This window comes from Streptomyces sp. NPDC031445 (genome assembly GCF_055581365.1).
The window spans coordinates 780,813-801,867 of the sequence record NZ_JBVIJO010000002.1; the positions used below are offsets into that span (position 1 = coordinate 780,813).

A 21,055-nucleotide genomic window follows, 5' to 3' on the forward strand; every position below is an offset into this window, starting at 1 on the left:
TCCTGCGCTTCGGTGTCGAGCGGTCCGAGGAGGTCGACTGGCGTGGGCGCGGGACGGTTGTACGCGGCCGTGGCGACAGGGGGATTCAGACGGTACGCGACCTACCGGGCCGCCACTGCGGCAGGGGTGTTCACGAACACCGTCTTCGGTCTCATCCTCGTCTACACGTACCGTGCCCTGTGGGACGAGAGGCCCCATCTGGGCGGGTACGACCAGGCGCAGGCCGTGACGTACGTCTGGCTGGGGCAGGCGTTCCTGTCGACCCTCGCGATCGGGGGCGGCGGCGTCGAGGACGAGTTGATGGAGCGCATCCGTACGGGGGACGTGGCGATCGACCTGTACCGGCCCGCCGATCTCCAGCTGTGGTGGCTGGCTGCGGACCTCGGCCGGGCGTTCTTCCAGCTGCTGGGCCGGGGCCTGGTCCCGTTCGTGTTCGGCGCGCTGTGCTTCCCGGTGTACCTGCCCGCCGACGCCGGCACCTGGGTGGCGTTCCTCGTGGCGGTGGTCCTGGCCATGCTGGTCGGTTTCGGCATCCGCTACCTGGTGGCGCTGAGCGCGTTCTGGCTGCTGGACGGCGCCGGTGTGGCGCAGATGGCGTGGCTGCTGGGCGTCTTCTGCTCGGGCATGCTGCTGCCGCTGAACGTGTTCCCGGGCGCGCTCGGTGACGTCGTACGGGTGCTGCCCTGGTCGTCGCTGCTGCAAGGCCCGGCGGACGTGCTGCTGGGGCGCGCGGACCCGCTGCCCACCTATCTCTTCCAGGCCGCGTGGGCGGTGGCGCTGCTGGGGGCCGGGCGGCTGGTGCAGTCGGCGGCCACGCGCCGGGTGGTGGTGCAGGGTGGCTGAGATCCAGGCCCCCGGCCAGGGCCCCCGCCAGGCTCCCGGCCCGGCCCGCCGGCTGGCCGAGGGCGTGCGGGCGTACCGGCTGATCGCGGGGATGTGGGTGCGCTCCACGATGGCCTACCGGGCGTCCTTCGCCATGACCACGTTCGGGAACTTCGCCGCGACCTTCCTCGACTTCGTCGCGATCATGCTGATGTTCTCCCGGGTGGACGCCCTGGGCGGCTACCCGCTGCCCGAGGTGGCGTTCCTGTACGGCCTGTCCGCGACCTCCTTCGGGCTGGCGGACCTGGTGATCGGGTCGATGGACCGGCTGGGCCGGCGGGTCAGGGACGGCACGCTGGACACGCTGCTGGTGCGCCCTGCGCCGGTGCTGGCGCAGGTGGCGGCGGACCGGTTCGCGCTCAGGCGGCTGGGCCGGGTGACGCAGGGGGCGCTGGTGCTGGGCTGGTCGCTGACCCGGGTGGACATCGACTGGACGGCGGACAGGCTGCTGCTGATGCCGGTTATGGTGGTGAGCGGCTGCGGCATCTTCTGCGCGGTGTTCGTGGCGGGCGCGGCGTTCCAGTTCGTGGCGCAGGACGCCTCGGAGGTGCAGAACGCCTTCACCTACGGCGGTACGACGCTGCTCCAGTACCCGCCGACCGTGTTCGCGAAGGAGCTGGTGCGCGGGGTGACCTTCGTGCTGCCGCTGGCCTTCGTCAACTGGCTGCCCGCGACCTACGTGCTGGGGCGGCCGTACCCGTTGGGCCTGCCGGAGTGGACCGCGTTCACGCCCCCGCTGGTGGCGGTCGGCTGCGGCGCGCTCGCGGGGCTGGCCTGGCGGGCGGGACTTCGTTCGTACCGCAGCACAGGGAGCTAGCGTGAGTGACGTGATCACAGGGGACGACGGCATCGCACGGGACGGCGTCCCGGGGGACGGCTTCATCGCGCTGGAGCGGGTCGAGAAGGTCTTCGAGGTGCGCCGCAGGACCGGGTTCCTGCGGCGGGAGCGGCACGAGGTGCGGGCGGTGGACTCGCTGTCGTTCACCGTGGGGCGCGGCGAGATGGTCGGGTACATCGGGCCGAACGGCGCCGGGAAGTCGACGACGATCAAGATGCTGACCGGGATCCTGACGCCGAGCGCCGGGCGGCTGCGGGTGGCGGGCATCGATCCGGCGCGGGAGCGGTCGCGGCTCGCGCACCGGATCGGGGTGGTGTTCGGTCAGCGGACCACGCTGTGGTGGGACCTGCCGCTGATCGACTCCTACCGGCTGGCGCACCGCATGTACCGCATCCCGGACGCCCGTTACCGCGAGAACCTGGACCGGCTGGTGGAACTGCTGGACCTGGGCGCCCTGTTGGACGTGCCGGTGCGGCAGCTGTCGCTGGGGCAGCGGATGCGCGGTGACATCGCGGCGGCGCTGCTGCACGACCCGGACGTGCTGTACCTGGACGAGCCGACGATCGGTCTGGACGTCGTGTCGAAGGCCAGGGTGCGGGAGTTCCTGCGGGAGGTGAACGCCGAGCGCGGCACGACGGTGCTGCTCACCACGCACGACCTCCAGGACATCGAGCAGTTGTGCTCGCGGGTGATGGTGATCGACCACGGGCGCCTGGTGTACGACGGTGCGCTGGCGGGGCTGCACGAGGCCGGCGAGAGCGAGCGGACGCTGGTGGTGGACCTGGAGCGGGAGCTGCCGCCGGTCCAGGTGCCGTCGGCCCGGGTGGTGCGGGTGGAGGGCCCCCGGCAGTGGCTGGCGTTCCCGGCGGGGCAGTCGGCGGCACCGGTCGTGGCGCATCTGGCCGCCCGGTACCCGCTGGTGGACCTGTCGGTGCGGGAGCCGGACATCGAGGCCGTCATCGCCCGGATGTACGCGGAGAAGGCCGTCTCGTAGGCTGCCGGCATGAGCGACGACGCAGTCCCGGACCTCCGCGCGTCCGACGCCGACCGTGACCGGGTCGCCGAGGTCCTGCGGGACGCCCTGGCCGAGGGCCGGCTCGACATGGCGGAGTTCGACGAGCGGCTGGAGGCGGCCTACACGGCGCGGACGTACGGCGAGCTGGCGCCGCTGACCCGCGACCTGCCGGTGGCCGGCGCCGCCGCACCGGCCCAGCCGGTCTCCTTCGTCAAGTCCCCGGCGGCGGGCGGTGGCTGGGCGGGCCGGATCACCGGCGCGGAGGGCTCCTCGAGGGGCGCGGCGGCGATCCTGTCGGGCTTCGAGCGCAAGGGCCGCTGGACGGTGCCGAGGCGGTACTCCTGCCTCGCGTTCCTGGGCGGCGGCGAACTCGACCTGCGCGAGGCGGACTTCGCCGCCGGTGAGGTCGAGATCCACTGTGTGGTGATCATGGGCGGGGTCCAGGTGATCGTGCCGCCCGGTGTCGAGGTCGTCGTGCGCGGCATCGGTGTGATGGGGGCCTTCGAACACCCGCGGGACGACGGCCCGCCCGAGCCGGGCGCGCCCCGCGTGATCATCAGCGGGGTGGCGTTCTGGGGCGGGGTGGGCGTGGAGCGCAAGCTTCCGCGCGGGGAGCGCAAACGCCTGAGGAAGCTGCGCTGAGCGCGGTGCGCCGGGGGTCCGCGCCTACGACGTGCAGACCTTGGTCAGCTCTCCGGCCGCGTCCGTCACGGGGCTGACGTCCGGTGTCCCGTCGCCGTTCCTGATGGCCGTGCGTACGGCGCCGACCGCCTGCTGAAGGTCGTCCACGGCCTTGTTGACGTCGGTGTCGTCCGTCTTGTCGCCGATCTTCCGCAGGCTCTTCTCGATGGAGTCGAGCGACGCGTCGGCCTGGGAGGGGTCGTTCGCCGCGTTCTCCACGGCCTGCTGGAGTCCGGTGACGTTGTCGGCGATGGCGTCGGCGGTCTGCACGCAGTCCAGCGCCTTGTCCACGGCGTCGCAGCCGGTGGTGAGGCCGGCGGCGAGCGCGGCGGTCGCTACGGCGGCGACAACGGTGAGTCGGCGTCGGCTGGCGGCCATGGTGGTGTCCCTCCCCTGGTACGGCTGGCCGGGCGCACGCCGGTGAGCCGTGCGCCCGTACCCACTGGGACGTCGCGGGGGTCCGCCGGGTTGCCCCGCGGACTTGGGGATCTCTTTACGCGCGCGTGGCCGCCAGTGCCGCCTGCTGGATGACGGCGAGTTCCCGGCAGCCGGTGACGGCGAGGCCGAGCAGGGCGTCGAGTTCCTCGCGGGCGAACGGCGCGGCCTCGGCGGTGCCCTGGACCTCGACGAAGCGGCCGTCACCGGTGCAGACGACGTTCATGTCGGTGTCGGCGCGCACGTCCTCCTCGTAGCAGAGGTCGAGCAGCGGGACCCCGCCGACGATGCCGACGGAGACGGCGCTCACGGTGCCGGTGAGCGGCTGCCGGCCGGCCTTGACCAGCTTCTTGCCCTGGGCCCAGGCGACGGCGTCGGCGAGCGCGACGTACGCGCCAGTGATGGCGGCCGTGCGCGTGCCGCCGTCGGCCTGGAGGACGTCGCAGTCGAGGACGACGGTGTTCTCGCCGAGCGCCTTGTAGTCGATGACGGCGCGCAGGGAGCGGCCGATGAGCCGGGAGATCTCGTGGGTGCGGCCGCCGATCCTGCCCTTGACGGACTCGCGGTCGCCGCGGGTGTTGGTGGCGCGGGGCAGCATGGCGTACTCCGCGGTGACCCAGCCTTCGCCGCTGCCCTTGCGCCAGCGCGGGACGCCCTCGGTGACGGAGGCGGTGCAGAAGACCTTGGTGTCGCCGAAGGAGACGAGGACGGAGCCCTCGGCGTGCTTGCTCCATCCGCGTTCGATGGTGACCGGGCGGAGCTGTTCGGGGGTACGGCCGTCGATGCGAGACATGGCGACGAGCCTAGCCGTACACGGGGAAGGGGCTCTTCCGGTGTCGGGAAGAGCCCCTTCGGGGTGAACCGGGACGGCTCACATCATGTCTTCGATCTCCGCGGCGATCGGGTCGGCGTCGGTGCCGATGACGACCTGGATGGCCGTGCCCATCTTGACGACGCCGTGGGCGCCGGCGGCCTTCAGGGCGGCCTCGTCGACCAGAGCGGGGTCGGACACCTCGGTGCGCAGCCGGGTGATGCAGCCCTCGATCTCCTCGATGTTGTCGATGCCACCGAGTCCGGCGACGATCTTCTCAGCCTTGCTGGCCATGTTCCTTCTCCCTGCTCCGAACCGCTTTGTCGCAGTAACCCACAGTTGGCCCATCTTCGCGAGCGGTCATGCCGTCCGTGCCGGATGATGGCGATCACGACAGCGGAACCGTCCGTCGACTGGTCTACACCACCGTGGGGAAGGTCGCCAAACCCATGAGTGCACCGAGCACGGCGGGTCCCGCCCGGGCCCGTCGGCACCGCGTCTTCCAGGGCCTGCAGAAGATGGGCCGCAGCCTTCAGCTTCCCATCGCGGTGCTGCCGGCGGCGGGCATCCTCAACCGGCTCGGCCAGCCCGACGTGTTCGGTGCGGACGGTCTGGGCTGGACCGGCGTCTCGAAGGTGATGAAGGGCGCGGGCGGCGCGCTGCTCGACGGGTCGCTCGGCCTGCCCCTGCTGTTCTGCGTGGGGGTCGCGATCGGGATGGCGAGGAAGGCGGACGGCTCCACGGCGCTGGCGGCGGTGACCGGCTTCCTCGTCTACTACAGCGTGCTGCACCAGTTCCCGCAGCGGTGCCCGGGGGGCTCCTCGGCGGTGCCGGACGTGGGCTGCCAGGTGAGCTCCGGCGCGGGGGTGGGGGCGGTGACGCCGTTCACGTTCCAGAACCCGGGGGTGTTCGGCGGCATCGTGATGGGGCTGCTGGCGGCCTTCTTCTGGGCGCGGTACCACCGCACGCGGCTGGTGGACTGGCTGGGCTTCTTCAACGGCCGCCGGCTGGTGCCGATCATCATGGCGTTCGTGGCCATCGCGTTCGCGGCGCTGTGCCTGTGGGTCTGGCCGCCGGTCGGCGACGCGCTGGAGAGCCTGAGCCGCTGGCTGCGGGACGCGGGCGCCTGGGGGGCCGGCGTGTTCGGTGTCGCCAACCGCGCGCTCCTCGTGATCGGCCTGCACCAGTTCCTGAACGTGCCCCTCTGGTTCCAGTTCGGCACGTACACACCGCCGGGCGGCAGGCCCGTGCACGGCGACATCAACATGTTCCTCGCCGGGGACCCGGACGCCGGCCAGTTCACCTCGGGCTTCTTCCCGATCATGATGTTCGCGCTGCCGGCCGCCGCGCTGGCCATCACGCACTGCGCGCGGCCGGAGCGGCGCAAGGAGGTCGGCGGCCTGATGCTGTCGGTCGCGCTGACGTCGTTCGTGACCGGCATCACCGAGCCGCTGGAGTACTCGTTCCTGTTCATCGCGCCCGCCCTGTACGCGGTGCACGCGGTGCTCACCGGGGTGTCGATGGCGGTGACCTGGGCGCTCGGGGTGCACGACGGCTTCAGCTTCTCGGCGGGCCTGATCGACTACGTGATCAACTGGAACCTGGCGACGAGACCGTGGGCGATCGTCCCGATCGGCCTGTGCTTCGCGGCCGTGTACTACCTGGTGTTCCGCGTCGCGATCACGCGGTTCGACCTGAAGACGCCGGGGCGGGAGCCGGCGGATGACGTCGAGGACGTCACCGAGGCCTGACGGCGCACAGCGCGTAGCGCCGCGGTAGCGGATTCGCGGGTTCCTTACGCCGCCTTCATCGTGCTACAACAGGTCTACACCACAGGTGGTGTAGACCAGAGACGCTGCCGTCCCCTTCCATGGTTCCCGGGCGGCGCCTTGCCCGATGGAGGAAGTATGAGCACCGCCACCGAAACGGCGGCCCCGGCGGCCAAGCCGGGGAAGAAGCGGGGAGCAGGCCTGTTCCAGGGCCTGCAGAAGGTCGGTCGCAGCCTACAGCTCCCGATCGCCGTGCTGCCCGCGGCGGGCATCATGGTCCGCCTCGGCCAGGACGACATCTTCGGCAAGGACGGCCTGGGCTGGGACAAGGTCGCCGCCGTGTTCAACAACGCGGGCGGCGCGCTCACCGGCTCCCTTCCGCTGCTGTTCTGCATCGGTGTGGCCATCGGCTTCGCCAAGAAGTCCGACGGTTCCACGGCCCTCGCCGCGGTGGTCGGCTTCCTCGTCTACAGCAAGGTCCTCCAGGCCTTCCCGCTGACCGAGCAGCACATCGAGAACGGCAAGATCGTCGAGGCGACGTACAACGACCCCGGTGTCCTCGGCGGCATCATCATGGGTCTGCTCGCGGCCGTGCTGTGGCAGCGGTTCCACCGCACGAAGCTGGTCGACTGGCTCGGCTTCTTCAACGGCCGCCGGCTCGTGCCGATCATCACGGCCTTCGTCGGCATCGTGCTGGGCGTCTTCTTCGGCCTCGTCTGGGAGCCGATCGGCAACGGCATAGCGCACTTCGGCGAGTGGATGACCGGTCTGGGAGCCGGCGGCGCGGCCCTGTTCGGCGCGGTGAACCGCGCGCTCATCCCGGTCGGCATGCACCAGTTCGTCAACACCGTGGCGTGGTTCCAGCTCGGCGACTTCAAGAACGCCTCGGGCGAGATCGTGCACGGCGACATCACCCGCTTCCTCGCCGGCGACCCGTCCGCCGGTCTGTTCCAGACCGGTTTCTTCCCGATCATGATGTTCGGCCTGCCGGCCGCCGCGCTCGCCATCGCCCACTGCGCCCGTCCGGAGCGCCGCAAGGCGGTGCTCGGCATGATGGTCTCGCTCGCGCTGACCTCGTTCGTCACCGGCGTCACCGAGCCGATCGAGTTCTCCTTCATGTTCGTCGCGCCGCTGCTGTACGTCCTGCACGCCGTGCTCACCGCGGTGTCGATGGCCGTGACGTGGGGCCTGGGCGCGCACGCCGGGTTCAACTTCTCCGCCGGCCTGATCGACTACGCCCTCAACTGGCACCTGGCGACCAAGCCGTGGCTGATCATCCCGGTCGGTCTCGTCTTCGGCGCGATCTACTACGTGACCTTCCGGTTCGCCATCCTCAAGTTCGACCTGAAGACCCCGGGCCGTGAGCCCGAGGACGAGGTCGAGGACCTCGCCAAGGCGTGAGACCGGCCGTCACCGCATGACAGCAGGCCCCCGGAGCGGACGCTCCGGGGGCCTCGTCGTGCGCGGCCGGGGCGTCAGATCTCGTACCTCTGTCCCGGTGCCGCCAGGTGCACCGGGCCGTCGAACACCTCACGGGCGTCCCGCAGGTTCACCTCGGGGTCGGTCCACGGCGGGATGTGGGTGAGGACGAGTCGCCGCGCGCCCGCGCGGGCCGCCGTCTGTCCCGCCTCGCGGCCGTTGAGGTGCAGGTCGGGAATGCTCTCCTTGCCGTGCGTGAACGCGGCCTCGCACAGGAACAGGTCGGTGTCCCGGGCCAGCTCGTCCAGCGCCGCGGTGACGCCGGTGTCGCCGGAGTACGTCAGGGACCTGCCGTCGTGCTCGATCCGGACGGCGTACGCCTCCACGGGATGGCGGACCCGCTCGGTGTGCACGGTGAACGGGCCGATCTCGAACGTGGACGGCTTCACCGTGTGGAAGTCGAAGACCTCGCTCATCGAGGAGGCGGAGGGGGTGTCCGCGTAGGCCGTGGTCAGGCGGTGCTCGGTGCCCTCGGGGCCGTGGACCGGCAGCGGGTCGCACCGGCCGCCGTCATGGCGGTAGTAGCGCGCCACGAAGTACGCGCACATGTCGATGCAGTGATCGGCGTGCAGATGGCTGAGGAAGATCGCGTCGAGGTCGTAGAGACCGCAGTGGCGCTGCAGCTCGCCGAGGGCGCCGTTGCCCATGTCGAGGAGCAGCCGGAAGCCGTCGGCCTCGACGAGGTAGCTCGAACAGGCCGATTCCGCGGACGGGAACGACCCCGAGCAGCCGACGACGGTGAGCTTCATGAAGCAGAAACCTCCGTAGGCGGGTAACCGGTGGGCGGGACGTAAACCCCTTGCGGGGCGGGGGCTGTCGGGGGTCGTGCGGTCCGTCGAGCCTAAGGCGCGAGAGCGCGGGTCGCTCCTCCGCCCGGGGCCGTTGTGGGCGAACTCACCTGCACTGTCACCGGTTCGGCTGGAAGCAGGGCGCACGAGGATCGGAAGAGGGCGCGCGATGTCCGTCGCGCGCCGGTAACGTCGTCGTATGGACACGTCCTGGTGGCTGGCGCTCGCGGCGGTGGTACTGCTCGCGCTGGTCGCCACGCTCGTCGACGGCTGGGGCCGCGGGCACCGGCCCGGTGGCCGGCGCCCGCGGGCACCGGGCCGCCCGGGAACGCGGACGGCACACGCCGTACGGCCCCGCCCCGGGGACATCTGGTGGGCGGAGGTCCCCTACGAGGACGGGGCCGCGGCCAAGGACCGGCCCTGTCTGGTGCTGGCCGTGCGCGGCGGGCGGGCCACCGTCGCGAAGATCACCAGCAAGTACCACGACGAGCGCTGCGGGGTGATCCCGCTGCCGCCCGGCGCGGTCGGTGACACCCAGGGGCGGCCCAGCTTCCTGCGGACCGACGAGCTGCGCGAGGTCCCGGTGGACGCCTTCCGCCGCCGGGTGGGCGTGGTCGACCCGGTCCTGTGGGACCAGGTCCGGCACCTGGCCGGTTAGCTCCGCCTCACCGGACGCGCACGGTGACCGTCCAGTCCTCGACGCCCTTGCAGGAGACCCGGCCCGGTGCGGTCGGCTCGGCGCACAGCGGGCGGGACGACGTGAGCTGCACCGTGCCGGCGGCCACGGCCCGGTACGCGGCCGTGGCGTCACCCGGCTGGAGTACGAAGCCCGCGTTGACGGCCTCCAGTCCCGTACCGCGCGCGGCGAGCGGGCGCCAGGGGCGGGCCCGGGTGCCGTCCAGGGTCAGCCGGACCTCGCCGCCCTCGGTCACGCACACGGTACGGCCGTGATCGGCGGCCGTCAGCTCGACGTGACCGGTGCAGCCTCCGGCGGACTCGGTGGGCGACGGCGTGCCCGTGCGGGCCGGTGCCGACACCTTGTCGCTGCTCCCGGTGTCCTGCTGGGAGCCGCAGCCCGCGAGGAGCAGCGCTGCCGCCGCGGGGGCGAGGAGCGTCGTACGGCGCATGGGGTCCGCCTTTCTGCCGGTGTCCTGGTACGGATGTGACGTACCACCGGCGCGCGCGGATCCGCCGTCCCGGGACAGCGACCCTAGGCCGCACCTAGGCCCAGAGCTGGCCGTGGAGTGTCGCGATGGCCTCTTCCGTGGTGGCCGCGGTGTAGACGCCGGTGGAGAGGTACTTCCAGCCGCCGTCGGCCACGATGAAGACGATGTCGGCGCTCTCGCCCGCCTTGACGGCCTTCCGGCCGACGCCGATCGCCGCGTGCAGGGCGGCGCCGGTGGAGACGCCCGCGAAGATGCCCTCCTGCTGGAGGAGCTCCCGGGTGCGGGTGACCGCGTCGGCCGAGCCGACCGAGAACCGGGTGGTCAGGACGGACGCGTCGTACAGCTCGGGGACGAAGCCCTCGTCGAGGTTGCGCAGGCCGTAGACCAGGTCGTCGTAGCGCGGCTCGGCGGCGACGATCTGGACGCCCGGCTTGTGCTCGCGCAGGTAGCGGCCCACGCCCATGAGGGTGCCGGTGGTGCCGAGGCCCGCCACGAAGTGGGTGACCGAGGGCAGGTCGGCGAGGATCTCGGGGCCGGTCGTGGCGTAGTGGGCGCCCGCGTTGTCCGGGTTGCCGTACTGGTAGAGCATCACCCAGTCGGGGTGCTCGGCGGCCAGTTCCTTGGCCACGCGCACGGCGGTGTTGGAACCGCCGGCGGCCGGGGAGGAGATGATCTCGGCGCCCCACATGCCGAGCAGGTCCCGGCGCTCCTGCGAGGTGTTCTCCGGCATCACGCACACCATCCGGTAGCCCTTGAGCTTGGCCGCCATGGCGAGGGAGATGCCGGTGTTGCCGGAGGTGGGTTCGAGAATCGTGCAGCCCGGGGTCAGCCGGCCGTCCTTCTCCGCCTGCTCGATCATGTGCAGGGCGGGCCGGTCTTTGACCGAGCCGGTGGGGTTGCGGTCCTCCAGCTTGGCCCAGATCCGCACGTCCGGGGACGGCGACAGCCGCGGCAGGCGCACCAGGGGGGTGTTGCCCACCGCGGCCAGCGGGGAGTCGTAGCGCATCGCTGCTCGGTGACCGATCAGCGCATGCCGCCGGCGACGGCCGGCAGGATCGTGACGTTGTCGCCGTCCGACAGCTTGGTGTCGATGCCGTCCAGGAAGCGGACGTCCTCGTCGTTGAGGTACACGTTGACGAAGCGGCGCAGCTGGTCGCCGTCCACGATGCGGGCCTGGATGCCCGCGTGCCGCGACTCCAGGTCGGCGAACAGCTCGGCGAGGGTGCTCCCGTTGCCCTCCACCGCCTTCTGACCGTCGGTGTACTGGCGGAGGATGGTGGGGATGCGGACCTCGATGGCCATGGTTGCGGGCTCCTGTCGGGAAGTGTCGGAAGGTGTGGGCGCGCGGCGCGGCACGCCGCGGCTCACGGCCGTACGGCGGCGGGGAACGTCAACAGATGGCGCTGTTCAGCCTGCACAGATCGACGTGCAGCCGCGCCACGAGCAGTGTGCCCGGCGCCTTCTCGCTCACGTCGTTCAGAACCATGGGCTCATCGTATCGATTCCCGGTCCGGGTTCCGGAGGGTGATTTCACATCCCGGACTGCATCCGACCGCTTACTGAGATCAGTACGCCTCGACGACCTTGACCTCCTCCTCGGTGACCTCCCCTTCCAGGATGCGGAAGGAGCGGAACTGGAACTCTCCGGCGCCGTCGGTGTCGGCGGTGGACACCAGGACGTAGTGCGCGCCGGGCTCGTTGGCGTAGCTGATGTCCGTCCGGGAGGGGTAGGCCTCGGTCGCGGTGTGGGAGTGGTAGATGATCACCGGCTCCTCGTCGCGGTCGTCCAGCTCGCGGTAGAGCTTGAGCAGGTCCTGGGAGTCGAACTCGTAGAAGGTGGGCGAGCGGGCCGCGTTGAGCATCGGGACGAAGCGCTCGGGGCGGCCGGAGCCCACCGGTCCGGCGACCACCCCGCACGCCTCGTCGGGGTGGTCCGCGCGCGCGTGGGCGACGATCTGGTCGTGGAGCGCCTGGGTGATGGTCAGCATGGGGGTCAGGATAAGCAAAGGGGCCGTCCCGTACCGAGGAGTGGTACGGGACGGCCCACATGCCGGACGTCCTGAGCGGCGGCCGCCGGGGGCGCCACGAGAGCTCCCGACGGCCGGACGTCCTTTCCGGAGGGTCTTGGGGGGTCCGCCCCGGGGGTTTCCGGGGTTTCCCCCGGGCCCCTTCCGGGGTCAGCCCACCTTCTCGAACTCCGGCTCGCGGCGGTCCGCGATGGACGGCGTCCGGGACTTCAGGACCAGCCAGCCGATGCCGAGGGCGACCGCCCAGACCGCCATGACGTACAGGCAGACGCGGGAGTCGGCGTCGTAGGCGATGAGACCGGTGACGAAGAGCAGGAAGGCGATGGCGATGTACGAGCACACCGCGCCGCCGGGCGCCGGGAAGGAGCTGGTGGGCAGCCGGCCCGCGTCGACCGCGCGGCGGTACAGGACGTGGCTGATCAGGATCATCAGCCAGGTCCAGATGCCGGCCGCGGTGGCGACGGAGGTGACGTAGCCGAAGGCCTTCTCCGGGACGACGTAGTTCAGGACGACGCCGATGCCCATGAACAGCACGGAGACGGTGATGCCGAGCGCGGGGGTCTTGGTCGACGACAGCTTCGAGAAGACCCGCGGGGCCTCGCCGTTGTCGGCGAGGGTGCGCAGCATGCGGCCGGTGGAGTACATGCCGGAGTTGCAGGACGACAGGGCGGCGGTGAGCACCACGAAGTTGACGATGCCGGCGCCGGCCGGGATGCCGATGACCGCGAACGCCTTCACGAAGGGGCTGACGCCCGGCGCGAACTCGGTCCACTTCACCACGCACAGGATGACGGTGAGGGCGCCGACGTAGAAGAGCGCGATGCGCCAGGGCAGCGTGTTGATGGCCTTCGGGAGGGTCTTCTCCGGGTTCTCGGACTCGCCGGCGGTGACGCCGACCAGCTCGACGGCGAGGTAGGCGAACATCACGCCCTGGAGGGTCATCAGCGAGGAGCCGATGCCCTTGGGGAAGAAGCCGTCGAACTGCCACAGGTTCGCCACGTGCGCGGTGTCGCCCGCGGCGCTGAAGCCGAAGGTGAGCACGCCGAGGCCGATCACGATCATGCCGATCAGGGCCGTGACCTTGACCATGGAGAACCAGAACTCGATCTCGCCGAACAGCTTCACCGAGATCAGATTGGCCACGAACAGGACCACGAGGAAGACCAGGGCCGTCACCCACTGCGGGATGCCGGGGAACCAGTAGTGGACGTAGATCGCGGCGGCCGTCAGCTCGGCCATGCCGGTCACGACCCACATCAGCCAGTACGTCCAGCCGGTGAAGTAGCCGAAGAACGGGCCGAGGAACTCCCGGGAGTACTCGGCGAAGGAGCCGGAGACCGGGCGGTAGAGCAGCAGTTCGCCCAGGGCCCGCATGATGAAGAAGATGATCACGCCGGCGAGGGCGTACATCAGGATGAGGCTGGGACCGGCCTTGGCGATGTTCGCGCCGGCGCCCAGGAAGAGCCCGACGCCGATCGCGCCGCCGATCGCGATCATCTGGACCTGACGGCTGCCGAGCCCTCGCTCGTACCCCTCCTCAGGGGTGGTGGTGACCTTCTCAGAGGTCATGTGTGGTGCGCCTTTCTCCATGCCGACCCGGGCCTTTCGTCGGCCTCGGATCGGGTCTCGATCCCCCCGGATGATGGAGTTGTCTGCCTGGCCGACGGTCGTCGGCTCGGTGGCGCACCCGGCCGGACGTGGGTGGTGTCGGCCGGGCGGTCGTGAAGATTTATCACGGCCGCAATATTGATCACAGGGGTGGGATGTGGCGCATCGCACAGGTAAAAGCGGACAAAGAACGCCCGAATGCGGCAAAACCGGCCGCGATGGTGACGGGATCGTTATCCGGATTTGAGCGTCCTCTGAGCGAACGGCTCCGAGGGGGCGAAACCGTACGAACTACGGCATCAGGGTCGTCACCAGGGTCTCCTGGAGCCCGCCGAGCCACAGGTACGCCATGACCATCGGCTTGCGCGGGTCCTCGTCCGGGAGCCGGTACAGCAGGTCGGTGTCGTCCTCGTCGGTGATGTCCAGCCGGGAACCGATCGCCAGCCGCAGGTCGTTGAGGGCGCCGAGCCACTGCCGGGACTCGTCGGGCGACAGCTTGAGCACCGCCCCGCCCTCGTCCACCGGGGCGAGCGCGTCGAGGCTGCGGATCACCCCGAGGGCGTTCTCCCGCTTGCCGGCGCGCAGGTCGTTCTCCGTGAAGCGGCGGAACTCGGCGGAGTGCGCCCGTCGCTCCTCGGCCTCCGCCGACGAGGCGGGGGCCTCCTCCGGGCCGCCGTAGGCGTCCGGGAAGAGCCTGCGCAGCACCGGGTCGGAGGGGGGCTCGCTCGGGCCCTGCGCGAACAGCTCGGCGAGCGGGTCGTCCGGGGCGTCGGCGCCGGGTCCGGGACCGATGAGCTCCAGGAGCTGGACGGCCAGCGACCGGATGATGGAGATCTCGACGTCGTCGAGGGCGACGGCCGCGCCGCCGCCGGGGAGCGGTTCGAAGTGTCCGGGCATCGGGGTGCGTTTACTTCCGGTCCTGCTGGAGGGTGGCCCACAGACCGTAGCCGTGCATCGCCTGCACGTCGCGTTCCATCTCCTCGCGGGTCCCGCTGGAGACGACCGCCCGGCCCTTGTGGTGGACGTCGAGCATGAGCTTGGTGGCCTTGTCCTTGGTGTAGCCGAAGTACGTCTGGAAGACGTACGTCACATAGCTCATGAGGTTGACCGGGTCGTTGTGCACGATGGTGACCCAGGGGACGTCGGGCTCGGGTACGGCGAAGACCTCCTCCGCCGACTCGGTGCGTTCGATCTCTACGGGCGCGGGTGACGTCACACAGCCATGCTGCCACGGCCCCCATAAATCGTCACACCGACGAAAAGGGAGTACGATTCCTCGCCATGAACACAGCGGACCTTGGGCTGCCGGTGGACGTTCCCTCGACGGCGCTCTTCACGGACCAGTACGAGCTGACGATGCTGCGCGCCGCGCTGAAGGCCGGCACGGCCGAACGGCGGAGCGTGTTCGAGGTCTTCACCCGGCGGCTGCCGGACGGGCGCCGCTACGGCGTGGTGGCCGGCACCGGCCGTGTCCTGGACGCGGTGGAGAACTTCCGCTTCGACTCCGCGGTCCTCGGCTTCCTGCGCGAGCGGGACATCGTCGACGACGAGACCCTGCGGTGGCTCGCCGACTACCGCTTCAGCGGGGACATCTGGGGCTACCCCGAGGGCGAGGTGTACTTCCCCGGCTCGCCGGTCATGCGCGTCGAGGGCAGCTTCGCCGAGTGCGTCCTGCTGGAGACCGTGATCCTGTCCATCCTCAACCACGACTCCGCCATCGCCGCCGCGGCCTCCCGGATGGCCTCCGCCGCCGGTGACCGCCCGCTGATCGAGATGGGCGCCCGCCGCACCCACGAGCTGGCCGCGGTGGCCGCCGCCCGCGCCGCCTACGTCGGCGGCTTCGCGACCACCTCCGACCTGGCCGCCGGCTTCCGCTACGGCATCCCGACCGTCGGCACCTCCGCCCACGCCTTCACCCTGCTGCACGACCGCGAGCGCGACGCCTTCCAGGCCCAGGTCGACACCCTCGGCCGGGGCACGACCCTCCTGGTGGACACCTACGACGTCGCCGAGGCCGTCCGTACGGCGGTGGAGGTGGCCGGCCCCGAGCTGGGCGCGGTCCGCATCGACTCCGGCGACCTGCTGCTGGTGGCCCACCGGGTGCGCCAGCAGCTGGACGAGCTGGGCGCGACCGGCACGAAGATCGTCGTGACCTCCGACCTGGACGAGTACGCCATCGCCTCGCTGGCCGCCGCGCCGGTGGACGCGTACGGCGTCGGCACCCAGCTGGTGACCGGCTCCGGGCACCCGACCTCCTCCATGGTCTACAAGCTGGTGGCCCGCGCCGAATCCGCCGACCCGAAGGCGCCGCTGCTGCCGGTCGCGAAGAAGTCCAGCGGCGGCAAGGTGTCCGTCGGGGGCCGCAAGTGGGCGGCGCGGCGGCTGGACGCGGAGGGGGTCGCGGAGGCCGAGGTCATCGGCACCGGGGCGGTCCCGGCCGAGCTGGCCGACCGGCAGCTGCTGGTGGAGCTGGTCAAGGGCGGCGAGGTGGTCGCCCGGGAGCCGCTGGACATGGCCCGGGACCGCCACATCGCGGCCCGCGCGAATCTGCCGCTCTCCGCGATCCAGCTGTCCAGGGGGGAACCCGTCATTCCGACGGAGTACGTCCAAGGGCGCCCGGGTAGCTAGAGCGGGACCCCGTCCGCCCCTCGACGCCCCCTCCCGCCGGAGCCCGGAATTCTCTAGGCTCAGTTACTTCACTCTCAGTCGAAGGACACCCACCATGCGCCGCGCCTTGATCGTCGTAGACGTGCAGAACGACTTCTGCGAGGGGGGCAGTCTCGCGGTGGCCGGCGGTGCCGACGTGGCCGCCGCCATCACCGAGCTGATCGGCCAGGCGGCGGGCACCGGATACCGGCATGTGGTGGCCACCCGCGACCACCACATCGCGCCCGGCGGCCACTTCGCGGACAACCCCGACTACGTCCGCTCCTGGCCCGCGCACTGCGTCGCGGGCACGGAGGGGGTGGGCTTCCACCCGAACTTCGCCCCGGCCGTCGCCTCCGGCGCGGTGGACGCCGTGTTCGACAAGGGCGCCTACGCGGCCGCGTACAGCGGCTTCGAGGGCAGGGACGAGAACGGCGTCCCCCTGGCCGACTGGCTGCGCGCCCGGGAGATCACGGAAGTGGACGTGGTGGGCATCGCCACGGACCACTGCGTACGGGCCACCGCCCTGGACGCCGCGCGGGAGGGCTTCCGCACGCAGGTCCTCCTGGACCTGACGGCCGGGGTGGCGGGCGAGACCACCGAGCGGGCCCTGGAGCAGTTGCGGGAAGCGGGCGTGGAACTCACCGGCAAGCCCGTGGTGAGCGGCTAGGGCGCCCGCGGGGGGCGCGGGCAAGCCCGCCGGCCCGCCGCCGCTCTCCTCACCGCACCAGCGCCGGCCCGCGCAGCAGCGCCCGGATCGGGTGCCACAGCTCCGTGACCATGACAGCGTTGTCGGCCGGTGCCGTGCGCCATATCAGGCCGTCGGGGTGGTGCAGGACCGCCGTGATCTCGTCCGGCGTCGGGGGCTCGGCGTTCCCCCGGAGGTAGATCGCCCGCAGGCCCAGGTTCCGGAGCCTGGTCAGGGCCCGGGCACGGTTCTGGGCGTGCACGAGAACCCGCACCCCGGCGGAGCCGTACGGCAGGTTGAGCGCCACCACCACCGTGCCGTTCGGCAGCTTGCAGAAGCCTCCAGCGGCCATGCGGTCACATCCCCGTTCCGGTCGGTGTCAATAAGCGGTCCACAGGACGCACCTAAACACGACCGGCGGCAACCCGCCAAGGGGTTGCCGCCGATACGTCTGTGACCTGCGGTGATGCGGACTACTTCACCGCGGGGCCGACCTTGAGCTGGATCGTGGAGCCGTCCTTGGCCTCCTTGACGATCGTGATCTTGGTGTTGGTGTCAGTGACCTTCACCCCGCCCGTCGGGTTCGACGGGTCGTAGTAGGTGCTGGTGTGGTCGTTGAAGACCCGGACACCCTTCGAACCCTTGATCTTCAGCGCGACGTCGGCCTTGTGCAGCGTGATGCCGTCCGTGGCGTAGAGGCTGAACGGCGAGTCGTAGGCCTGGATGCGGTTGCGCAGCAGCGTGCCGTCGGTCCACTTCAGCGCCTTCGGGTGCGAGTCGACCGGCAGGATCAGACCGGAGCCCGGGTGGCCGTTCGCGGCGTTCGTGTTGTTGTCCGCCTGGGAGGTGTCCCACTTCCAGATCAGCAGGCCGTTCTGGTACGGGTAGTGCTCCACCCAGTCCGGGCGCGACGCGAAGCCGAAGTTGTACGGGCCCGTCTTCAGCGTCTTGTCGTACGACTCGTACTGCCGGTTCTCGGCGATGTAGTACTGCTTGTAGTCCTTGGTGAAGGACGCGCCGATGCGGGAGAAGCCGTCCGCGGTCCAGCCGGCGTCCGCGCTCTCGGCGTCGTCCGAGAACAGCGGGGTGCCGTCGGCGGTCACGGCGATCTCGTCGGCCGTGAAGCCGTTCTCCGCGACACCGCCGTCGGTGGCGTAGCGGAAGCGCAGGTCGATCTTCTTGCCGGCGTAGGCGTCGAGCGGGAACACCAGCTTCTTGTGCGTCTGCGAGAAGCCGCTGAGCGCCGGCTTGCCGCTGGCGTCGACCGGGAGGGCCTGGCCGTCGGCGGTGCCGTCCAGGGCGGTCCAGTTGGCGCCGCCGTCGGTCGAGACCTCGGTGTAGACGTAGTCGTAGCCGGCCTCGGTGGCCCACCAGCCGTCCAGGGTGAGGCTCGCCGAGGACTTGCCGGTCAGGTCCACGGAACGGGTCAGCGTGTTCTTCAGGTTGTTGCCGCTGCCGCTCCACCACTGGGTGGCGCCCTGCGCCGGCTCGGTGATGGTGGTGCTGACCGCCTTGTCCGGCAGGGTCACCACGAGGGCCTGCTTGTCCCAGGTGTTGTACTCGGCGACGCCCAGCTTGTGCGTGGACTGCTTGCCGGCCTTGGCGGTGTCGTAGTTCAGCCAGCCCAGCTGGAGCTTGTCCCAGGCGTTCATGTCGCCGGGCAGGTCGCCGATGGACTCCTTGCCGGTGCCGAGCCAGGAGCCGGACGACATCAGCGTCCAGAAACCGGTGGAGTTGTCGCCGCCGGCGGTGTCGTACTCGTCCGGCAGACCGAGGTCGTGGCCGTACTCGTGGGCGTAGACGCCGAGGCCGCCGTTCTCCGGCTGGATGGTGTAGTCCCCGACCCAGACGCCGGTGTCGCCGACCTGCGTGCCGCCGAGCTTGTTGTTCACGGGGCCGGTGGCGCCGGCGTCGGTGCCGAAGGCGTACCAGCGGTGGGCCCAGATCGCGTCCGTGCCCTGGGCGCCGCCGCCCGCGGACTCGTCCTCACCGGCGTGCACGATCTGGAAGTGGTCGACGTAGCCGTCCGGCTCGTTGAAGTTGCCGTCGCCGTCGTAGTCGTACCGGTCCCACTGGTCGTACTGGGCGAGGTCCTTCTTGATGTCGGCGTCGGTGCGGCCGGCCTTCTTCTGCTGGGCGACCCAGGCGTTCAGGCCGTCGCTGACGACGTTCCACACGCTCGGGCAGTTGGTGGAACCGCAGGCGTTGTTGCCGTAACGGGCCTCGTTGTAGGGGACCTTGACCCAGTCGGAGACCTCACCGGAGACCGAGTAGCGGCCCGAGGACTGCTTCTCGTAGTACTTCTTCAGCGACTCGGTCTTCTTGCCGGTGCCGAAGTAGAGATCCTGGAAGTGCTTCTGGTTGTAGTCCTTCTGCCAGGCCGTCGAGTTGTCCTTCTTGCGGTCCGGCGCGGCGATCGTGTTGTGCAGCGGGCCCGCGGTGCCGCCGAACTTGGGGTCGGTCTTGTCGCCGAACTCCACCAGGATCGTGAAGATCTTGTCGGTCTTCTCGCGGCTCAGCTCGACGTACTTGCTGTGCCCCTTGCGGCTCTTGAGCTCGACGACCTTGGAGCCGTTGCGCTCCTTCGCGGTGGCCTTGCCCGCTATGAGCTGGTTCAGGGCTTCCTTGCGCTGCGCCTCCTGGGTCTTGCTCAGGGGGCCGTCCAAATCGTGCGTGCGCTGCTTCACCGGAGCCGGGTCGTGCCGGTTGGCGGCGGCGCTCTGGGCCTGGGTGCCCGCCTCCGCGACGGCGAAGGTGGCGAACGTGGCGGAGGCCGCCGCGAGCGTCACACCGATGGCGGCCGCTCTGAACGTCCAGGATCTGCCTGTCACTTGAGTTCCTCCCCCGCGCCGCGCACACGGACAGAGGGTTCCGGGTGATGGAGGAATCCGTGCGCGCACGATCAACGCGTGTAGTCAAGTGACGACATTTGACTAGAGGTTTAGCTGAAAAAACAGACCTTGACTTGAGCAGGACAAGTGCACTATGCGGAGGTGGCGTTCGCTTTACGGACGCGTGTCGCCGACGCCAACGGGCGCGGACGAACGCCCGTTTGGCCGGGACGGTGACTCCGTGCGCCCCCTGTGCACCGGTACCGTGGGTTAGGTCACGCTTACCGGGCGTCCCGCTCGGGCATGCAGGCCAACAGAGTGGCACCCCCGACTTCCGAAGACTGCCGAGGACACGATTGCCATGCCTCGTCCGACCGCCGCACAGCTCGCCTACGGTTCCTGCACCGTGATCTTCTCGACGCTCGCCATGCTGCTGCTGTCCCAGACGAGTTCGGGCGTCGGGGTCGCCGTCATCGCCCTCGCGGCCCTCGCGCTGGGCCTGCTGGTCGCCCTGACGGTCCCCGTCCCCGGGGGGCGCGCGGAGCGGACGCCCGCCGGGCCCGTCACGGAGGAGGAACGCGTGCCCACGGCGCTGTGACCGCTCCCGGCAGGCGGCTCAGCCGGTGCTGACCACCACCGTCTTGGCCGCCTTGTCGTGCAGGCCCTGTTTGTACGGCTTGTCGAAGAAGCTCCAGCCGCCCGAGACGGCCGTCCAGACGCACGCGCAGCAGAAGGCGAACGGCACCCACAGCACCAGGGAGCGGATCAGCATGGTCTGCACGGAGGGCGTGGCGCCGTTGTCCAGGTTGGCCACCCGCAGGCCGAGCCACTTCTTGCCGAGGGTCTGCCCCGACCTGGACATCATGACGGTGTCGTACGCGATGTAGAGCACGGCGGCGATGACGGACTGGGCGAGTGACCTGCCGACCTGCGCGCGCTCGCTGTCGATGGTGTACGCGCTCACCCCGACCGCCCAGGTGAGCAGCAGCACGACGATGCCGACCAGGATCATGTCGATGATGCGCGCGAGCGTCCGCTTGCCGCTGTCGGCCAGTGGGGGCATGCCGGCCAGCGGGTCGGCGGGGTAGCCGCCGGGACCGTAGGGGCCGCCGCCCGGACCACCGCCGTAAGGACCGCCCGGACCGCCGCCGTAGGGACCGCCGCCGTAAGGACCGCCGCCGTAGGGACCGCCCGCGCCGCCGCCCGGCGGAGGGGGCTGGGCGCCGCCGTACGGGGCGCCGTACGGCGAGCCCGAGCCCTGGTCCGACGGGGGCCGCTTCCTGAACGGGTCGTCCTCGGGGGGCTGCTCTCCGGAGCCGGGGGGCGGTTCGCTGCTCATGGCCCGAGTGGAACCCGAAGAGCGCGGCCGCGCATCCGGCAGACGGCCGGAC

25 protein-coding genes are annotated in these 21,055 nt (G+C 70.7%); 10 read left to right on the plus strand and 15 right to left on the minus strand.

The window, feature by feature from the left end:
• Positions 1 to 42 precede the first annotated feature (42 nt).
• From ACZ5DC_RS09715 to ACZ5DC_RS09730, 4 genes are read left to right on the plus strand one after another with little or no spacing between them, the layout of a single operon-like run.
• Positions 43 to 843 (plus strand): ABC transporter permease, encoded by an 801-nt coding sequence (locus ACZ5DC_RS09715; protein WP_468651079.1) that lies wholly within the window; start codon positions 43 to 45, stop codon positions 841 to 843.
• 1 nt (position 844) lies between these two features.
• On the plus strand, positions 845 to 1,699 hold the full coding sequence (locus ACZ5DC_RS09720) for an ABC transporter permease (RefSeq protein ID WP_468651299.1): 855 nt from the start codon (positions 845 to 847) through the stop codon (positions 1,697 to 1,699).
• A gap of 1 nt (position 1,700) precedes the next feature.
• A complete protein-coding gene (locus tag ACZ5DC_RS09725; protein ID WP_468651081.1) occupies positions 1,701 to 2,714 on the plus strand; it encodes an ABC transporter ATP-binding protein in 1,014 nt (337 codons plus the stop codon).
• A 9-nt stretch (positions 2,715 to 2,723) separates the two neighbouring features.
• Positions 2,724 to 3,377, plus strand: coding sequence for a DUF1707 SHOCT-like domain-containing protein (locus ACZ5DC_RS09730; RefSeq protein ID WP_468651083.1), 654 nt, complete (start codon positions 2,724 to 2,726; stop codon positions 3,375 to 3,377).
• A gap of 24 nt (positions 3,378 to 3,401) precedes the next feature.
• Here the strand turns inward: ACZ5DC_RS09730 and ACZ5DC_RS09735 are convergent, their stop codons facing one another.
• From ACZ5DC_RS09735 to ACZ5DC_RS09745, 3 genes are all read right to left on the minus strand, one after another.
• Positions 3,402 to 3,794: a prefoldin domain-containing protein gene (locus tag ACZ5DC_RS09735; protein ID WP_468651085.1), complete on the minus strand. Its 393-nt coding sequence runs from the start codon at positions 3,792 to 3,794 to the stop codon at positions 3,402 to 3,404.
• A 115-nt stretch (positions 3,795 to 3,909) separates the two neighbouring features.
• Positions 3,910 to 4,644, minus strand: a complete 735-nt coding sequence (gene rph, locus ACZ5DC_RS09740) for a ribonuclease PH (protein WP_366750344.1) — start codon at positions 4,642 to 4,644, stop codon at positions 3,910 to 3,912.
• A gap of 78 nt (positions 4,645 to 4,722) precedes the next feature.
• The gene (locus tag ACZ5DC_RS09745) at positions 4,723 to 4,956 is read right to left on the minus strand and encodes a PTS sugar transporter subunit IIB (protein WP_014672981.1); all 234 of its coding nucleotides are present in this window, start codon (positions 4,954 to 4,956) and stop codon (positions 4,723 to 4,725) included.
• 155 nt (positions 4,957 to 5,111) lie between these two features.
• Between ACZ5DC_RS09745 and ACZ5DC_RS09750 the strand changes: the two genes are divergently transcribed.
• Positions 5,112 to 6,413, plus strand: a complete 1,302-nt coding sequence (locus ACZ5DC_RS09750) for a PTS transporter subunit EIIC (RefSeq protein ID WP_468651088.1) — start codon at positions 5,112 to 5,114, stop codon at positions 6,411 to 6,413.
• 156 nt (positions 6,414 to 6,569) lie between these two features.
• On the plus strand, positions 6,570 to 7,832 hold the full coding sequence (locus ACZ5DC_RS09755; RefSeq protein WP_468651090.1) for a PTS transporter subunit EIIC: 1,263 nt from the start codon (positions 6,570 to 6,572) through the stop codon (positions 7,830 to 7,832).
• A 74-nt stretch (positions 7,833 to 7,906) separates the two neighbouring features.
• Here the strand turns inward: ACZ5DC_RS09755 and ACZ5DC_RS09760 are convergent, their stop codons facing one another.
• Positions 7,907 to 8,659, minus strand: coding sequence for an MBL fold metallo-hydrolase (locus ACZ5DC_RS09760; RefSeq protein WP_468651092.1), 753 nt, complete (start codon positions 8,657 to 8,659; stop codon positions 7,907 to 7,909).
• A 238-nt stretch (positions 8,660 to 8,897) separates the two neighbouring features.
• Here ACZ5DC_RS09760 and ACZ5DC_RS09765 point away from each other — a divergent pair, with 238 nt between their 5' ends.
• On the plus strand, positions 8,898 to 9,356 hold the full coding sequence (locus ACZ5DC_RS09765; protein WP_468651094.1) for a type II toxin-antitoxin system PemK/MazF family toxin: 459 nt from the start codon (positions 8,898 to 8,900) through the stop codon (positions 9,354 to 9,356).
• Positions 9,357 to 9,363: 7 nt separating this feature from the next.
• On the opposite strand, the gene ACZ5DC_RS09770 is transcribed toward ACZ5DC_RS09765, so the two are convergent.
• The 8 genes from ACZ5DC_RS09770 to clpS all read right to left on the minus strand — a co-directional run bounded on the left by ACZ5DC_RS09770 (position 9,364) and on the right by clpS (position 14,715).
• Positions 9,364 to 9,825, minus strand: a complete 462-nt coding sequence (locus ACZ5DC_RS09770; protein WP_468651096.1) for a hypothetical protein — start codon at positions 9,823 to 9,825, stop codon at positions 9,364 to 9,366.
• 94 nt (positions 9,826 to 9,919) lie between these two features.
• Positions 9,920 to 10,870 carry a PLP-dependent cysteine synthase family protein gene (locus ACZ5DC_RS09775; RefSeq protein WP_366750338.1) on the minus strand — a complete coding sequence of 317 codons (951 nt, stop codon included), beginning with the start codon at positions 10,868 to 10,870 and terminating at the stop codon, positions 9,920 to 9,922.
• A gap of 17 nt (positions 10,871 to 10,887) precedes the next feature.
• The gene (locus ACZ5DC_RS09780; protein WP_468651098.1) at positions 10,888 to 11,166 is read right to left on the minus strand and encodes a MoaD/ThiS family protein; all 279 of its coding nucleotides are present in this window, start codon (positions 11,164 to 11,166) and stop codon (positions 10,888 to 10,890) included.
• 88 nt (positions 11,167 to 11,254) lie between these two features.
• Complete coding sequence (locus ACZ5DC_RS09785; RefSeq protein ID WP_309550412.1) at positions 11,255 to 11,350, minus strand: putative leader peptide; 96 nt, start codon at positions 11,348 to 11,350, stop codon at positions 11,255 to 11,257.
• 79 nt (positions 11,351 to 11,429) lie between these two features.
• Positions 11,430 to 11,852, minus strand: a complete 423-nt coding sequence (locus tag ACZ5DC_RS09790; protein WP_171155802.1) for a M67 family metallopeptidase — start codon at positions 11,850 to 11,852, stop codon at positions 11,430 to 11,432.
• Between the two features lie 189 nt (positions 11,853 to 12,041).
• Entirely contained in the window at positions 12,042 to 13,460 is a 1,419-nt protein-coding gene (locus ACZ5DC_RS09795) for an amino acid permease (protein ID WP_468651101.1), read from the minus strand.
• A 330-nt stretch (positions 13,461 to 13,790) separates the two neighbouring features.
• A complete protein-coding gene (locus ACZ5DC_RS09800) occupies positions 13,791 to 14,396 on the minus strand; it encodes a DUF2017 domain-containing protein (RefSeq protein ID WP_468651103.1) in 606 nt (201 codons plus the stop codon).
• Positions 14,397 to 14,406: 10 nt separating this feature from the next.
• Positions 14,407 to 14,715, minus strand: coding sequence for an ATP-dependent Clp protease adapter ClpS (clpS, locus tag ACZ5DC_RS09805; protein ID WP_014672994.1), 309 nt, complete (start codon positions 14,713 to 14,715; stop codon positions 14,407 to 14,409).
• Positions 14,716 to 14,780: 65 nt separating this feature from the next.
• Between clpS and ACZ5DC_RS09810 the strand changes: the two genes are divergently transcribed.
• Together ACZ5DC_RS09810 and ACZ5DC_RS09815 are read left to right on the plus strand one after the other, a co-directional pair.
• Positions 14,781 to 16,127 (plus strand): nicotinate phosphoribosyltransferase, encoded by a 1,347-nt coding sequence (locus ACZ5DC_RS09810; protein ID WP_468651106.1) that lies wholly within the window; start codon positions 14,781 to 14,783, stop codon positions 16,125 to 16,127.
• A 94-nt stretch (positions 16,128 to 16,221) separates the two neighbouring features.
• A complete protein-coding gene (locus tag ACZ5DC_RS09815; protein ID WP_468651108.1) occupies positions 16,222 to 16,815 on the plus strand; it encodes an isochorismatase family protein in 594 nt (197 codons plus the stop codon).
• 49 nt (positions 16,816 to 16,864) lie between these two features.
• On the opposite strand, the gene ACZ5DC_RS09820 is transcribed toward ACZ5DC_RS09815, so the two are convergent.
• Together ACZ5DC_RS09820 and ACZ5DC_RS09825 are read right to left on the minus strand one after the other, a co-directional pair.
• Complete coding sequence (locus tag ACZ5DC_RS09820) at positions 16,865 to 17,185, minus strand: hypothetical protein (RefSeq protein WP_366750332.1); 321 nt, start codon at positions 17,183 to 17,185, stop codon at positions 16,865 to 16,867.
• Positions 17,186 to 17,306: 121 nt separating this feature from the next.
• A complete protein-coding gene (locus ACZ5DC_RS09825) occupies positions 17,307 to 19,664 on the minus strand; it encodes an immune inhibitor A domain-containing protein (protein ID WP_468651110.1) in 2,358 nt (785 codons plus the stop codon).
• Between the two features lie 361 nt (positions 19,665 to 20,025).
• On the opposite strand from ACZ5DC_RS09825, the gene ACZ5DC_RS09830 reads away from it, so the two are divergent.
• Positions 20,026 to 20,262, plus strand: coding sequence for a hypothetical protein (locus ACZ5DC_RS09830; protein WP_468651112.1), 237 nt, complete (start codon positions 20,026 to 20,028; stop codon positions 20,260 to 20,262).
• 18 nt (positions 20,263 to 20,280) lie between these two features.
• On the opposite strand, the gene ACZ5DC_RS09835 is transcribed toward ACZ5DC_RS09830, so the two are convergent.
• Positions 20,281 to 21,003: an RDD family protein gene (locus ACZ5DC_RS09835; protein WP_468651114.1), complete on the minus strand. Its 723-nt coding sequence runs from the start codon at positions 21,001 to 21,003 to the stop codon at positions 20,281 to 20,283.
• Between the last annotated feature and the right edge of the window lie 52 nt (positions 21,004 to 21,055).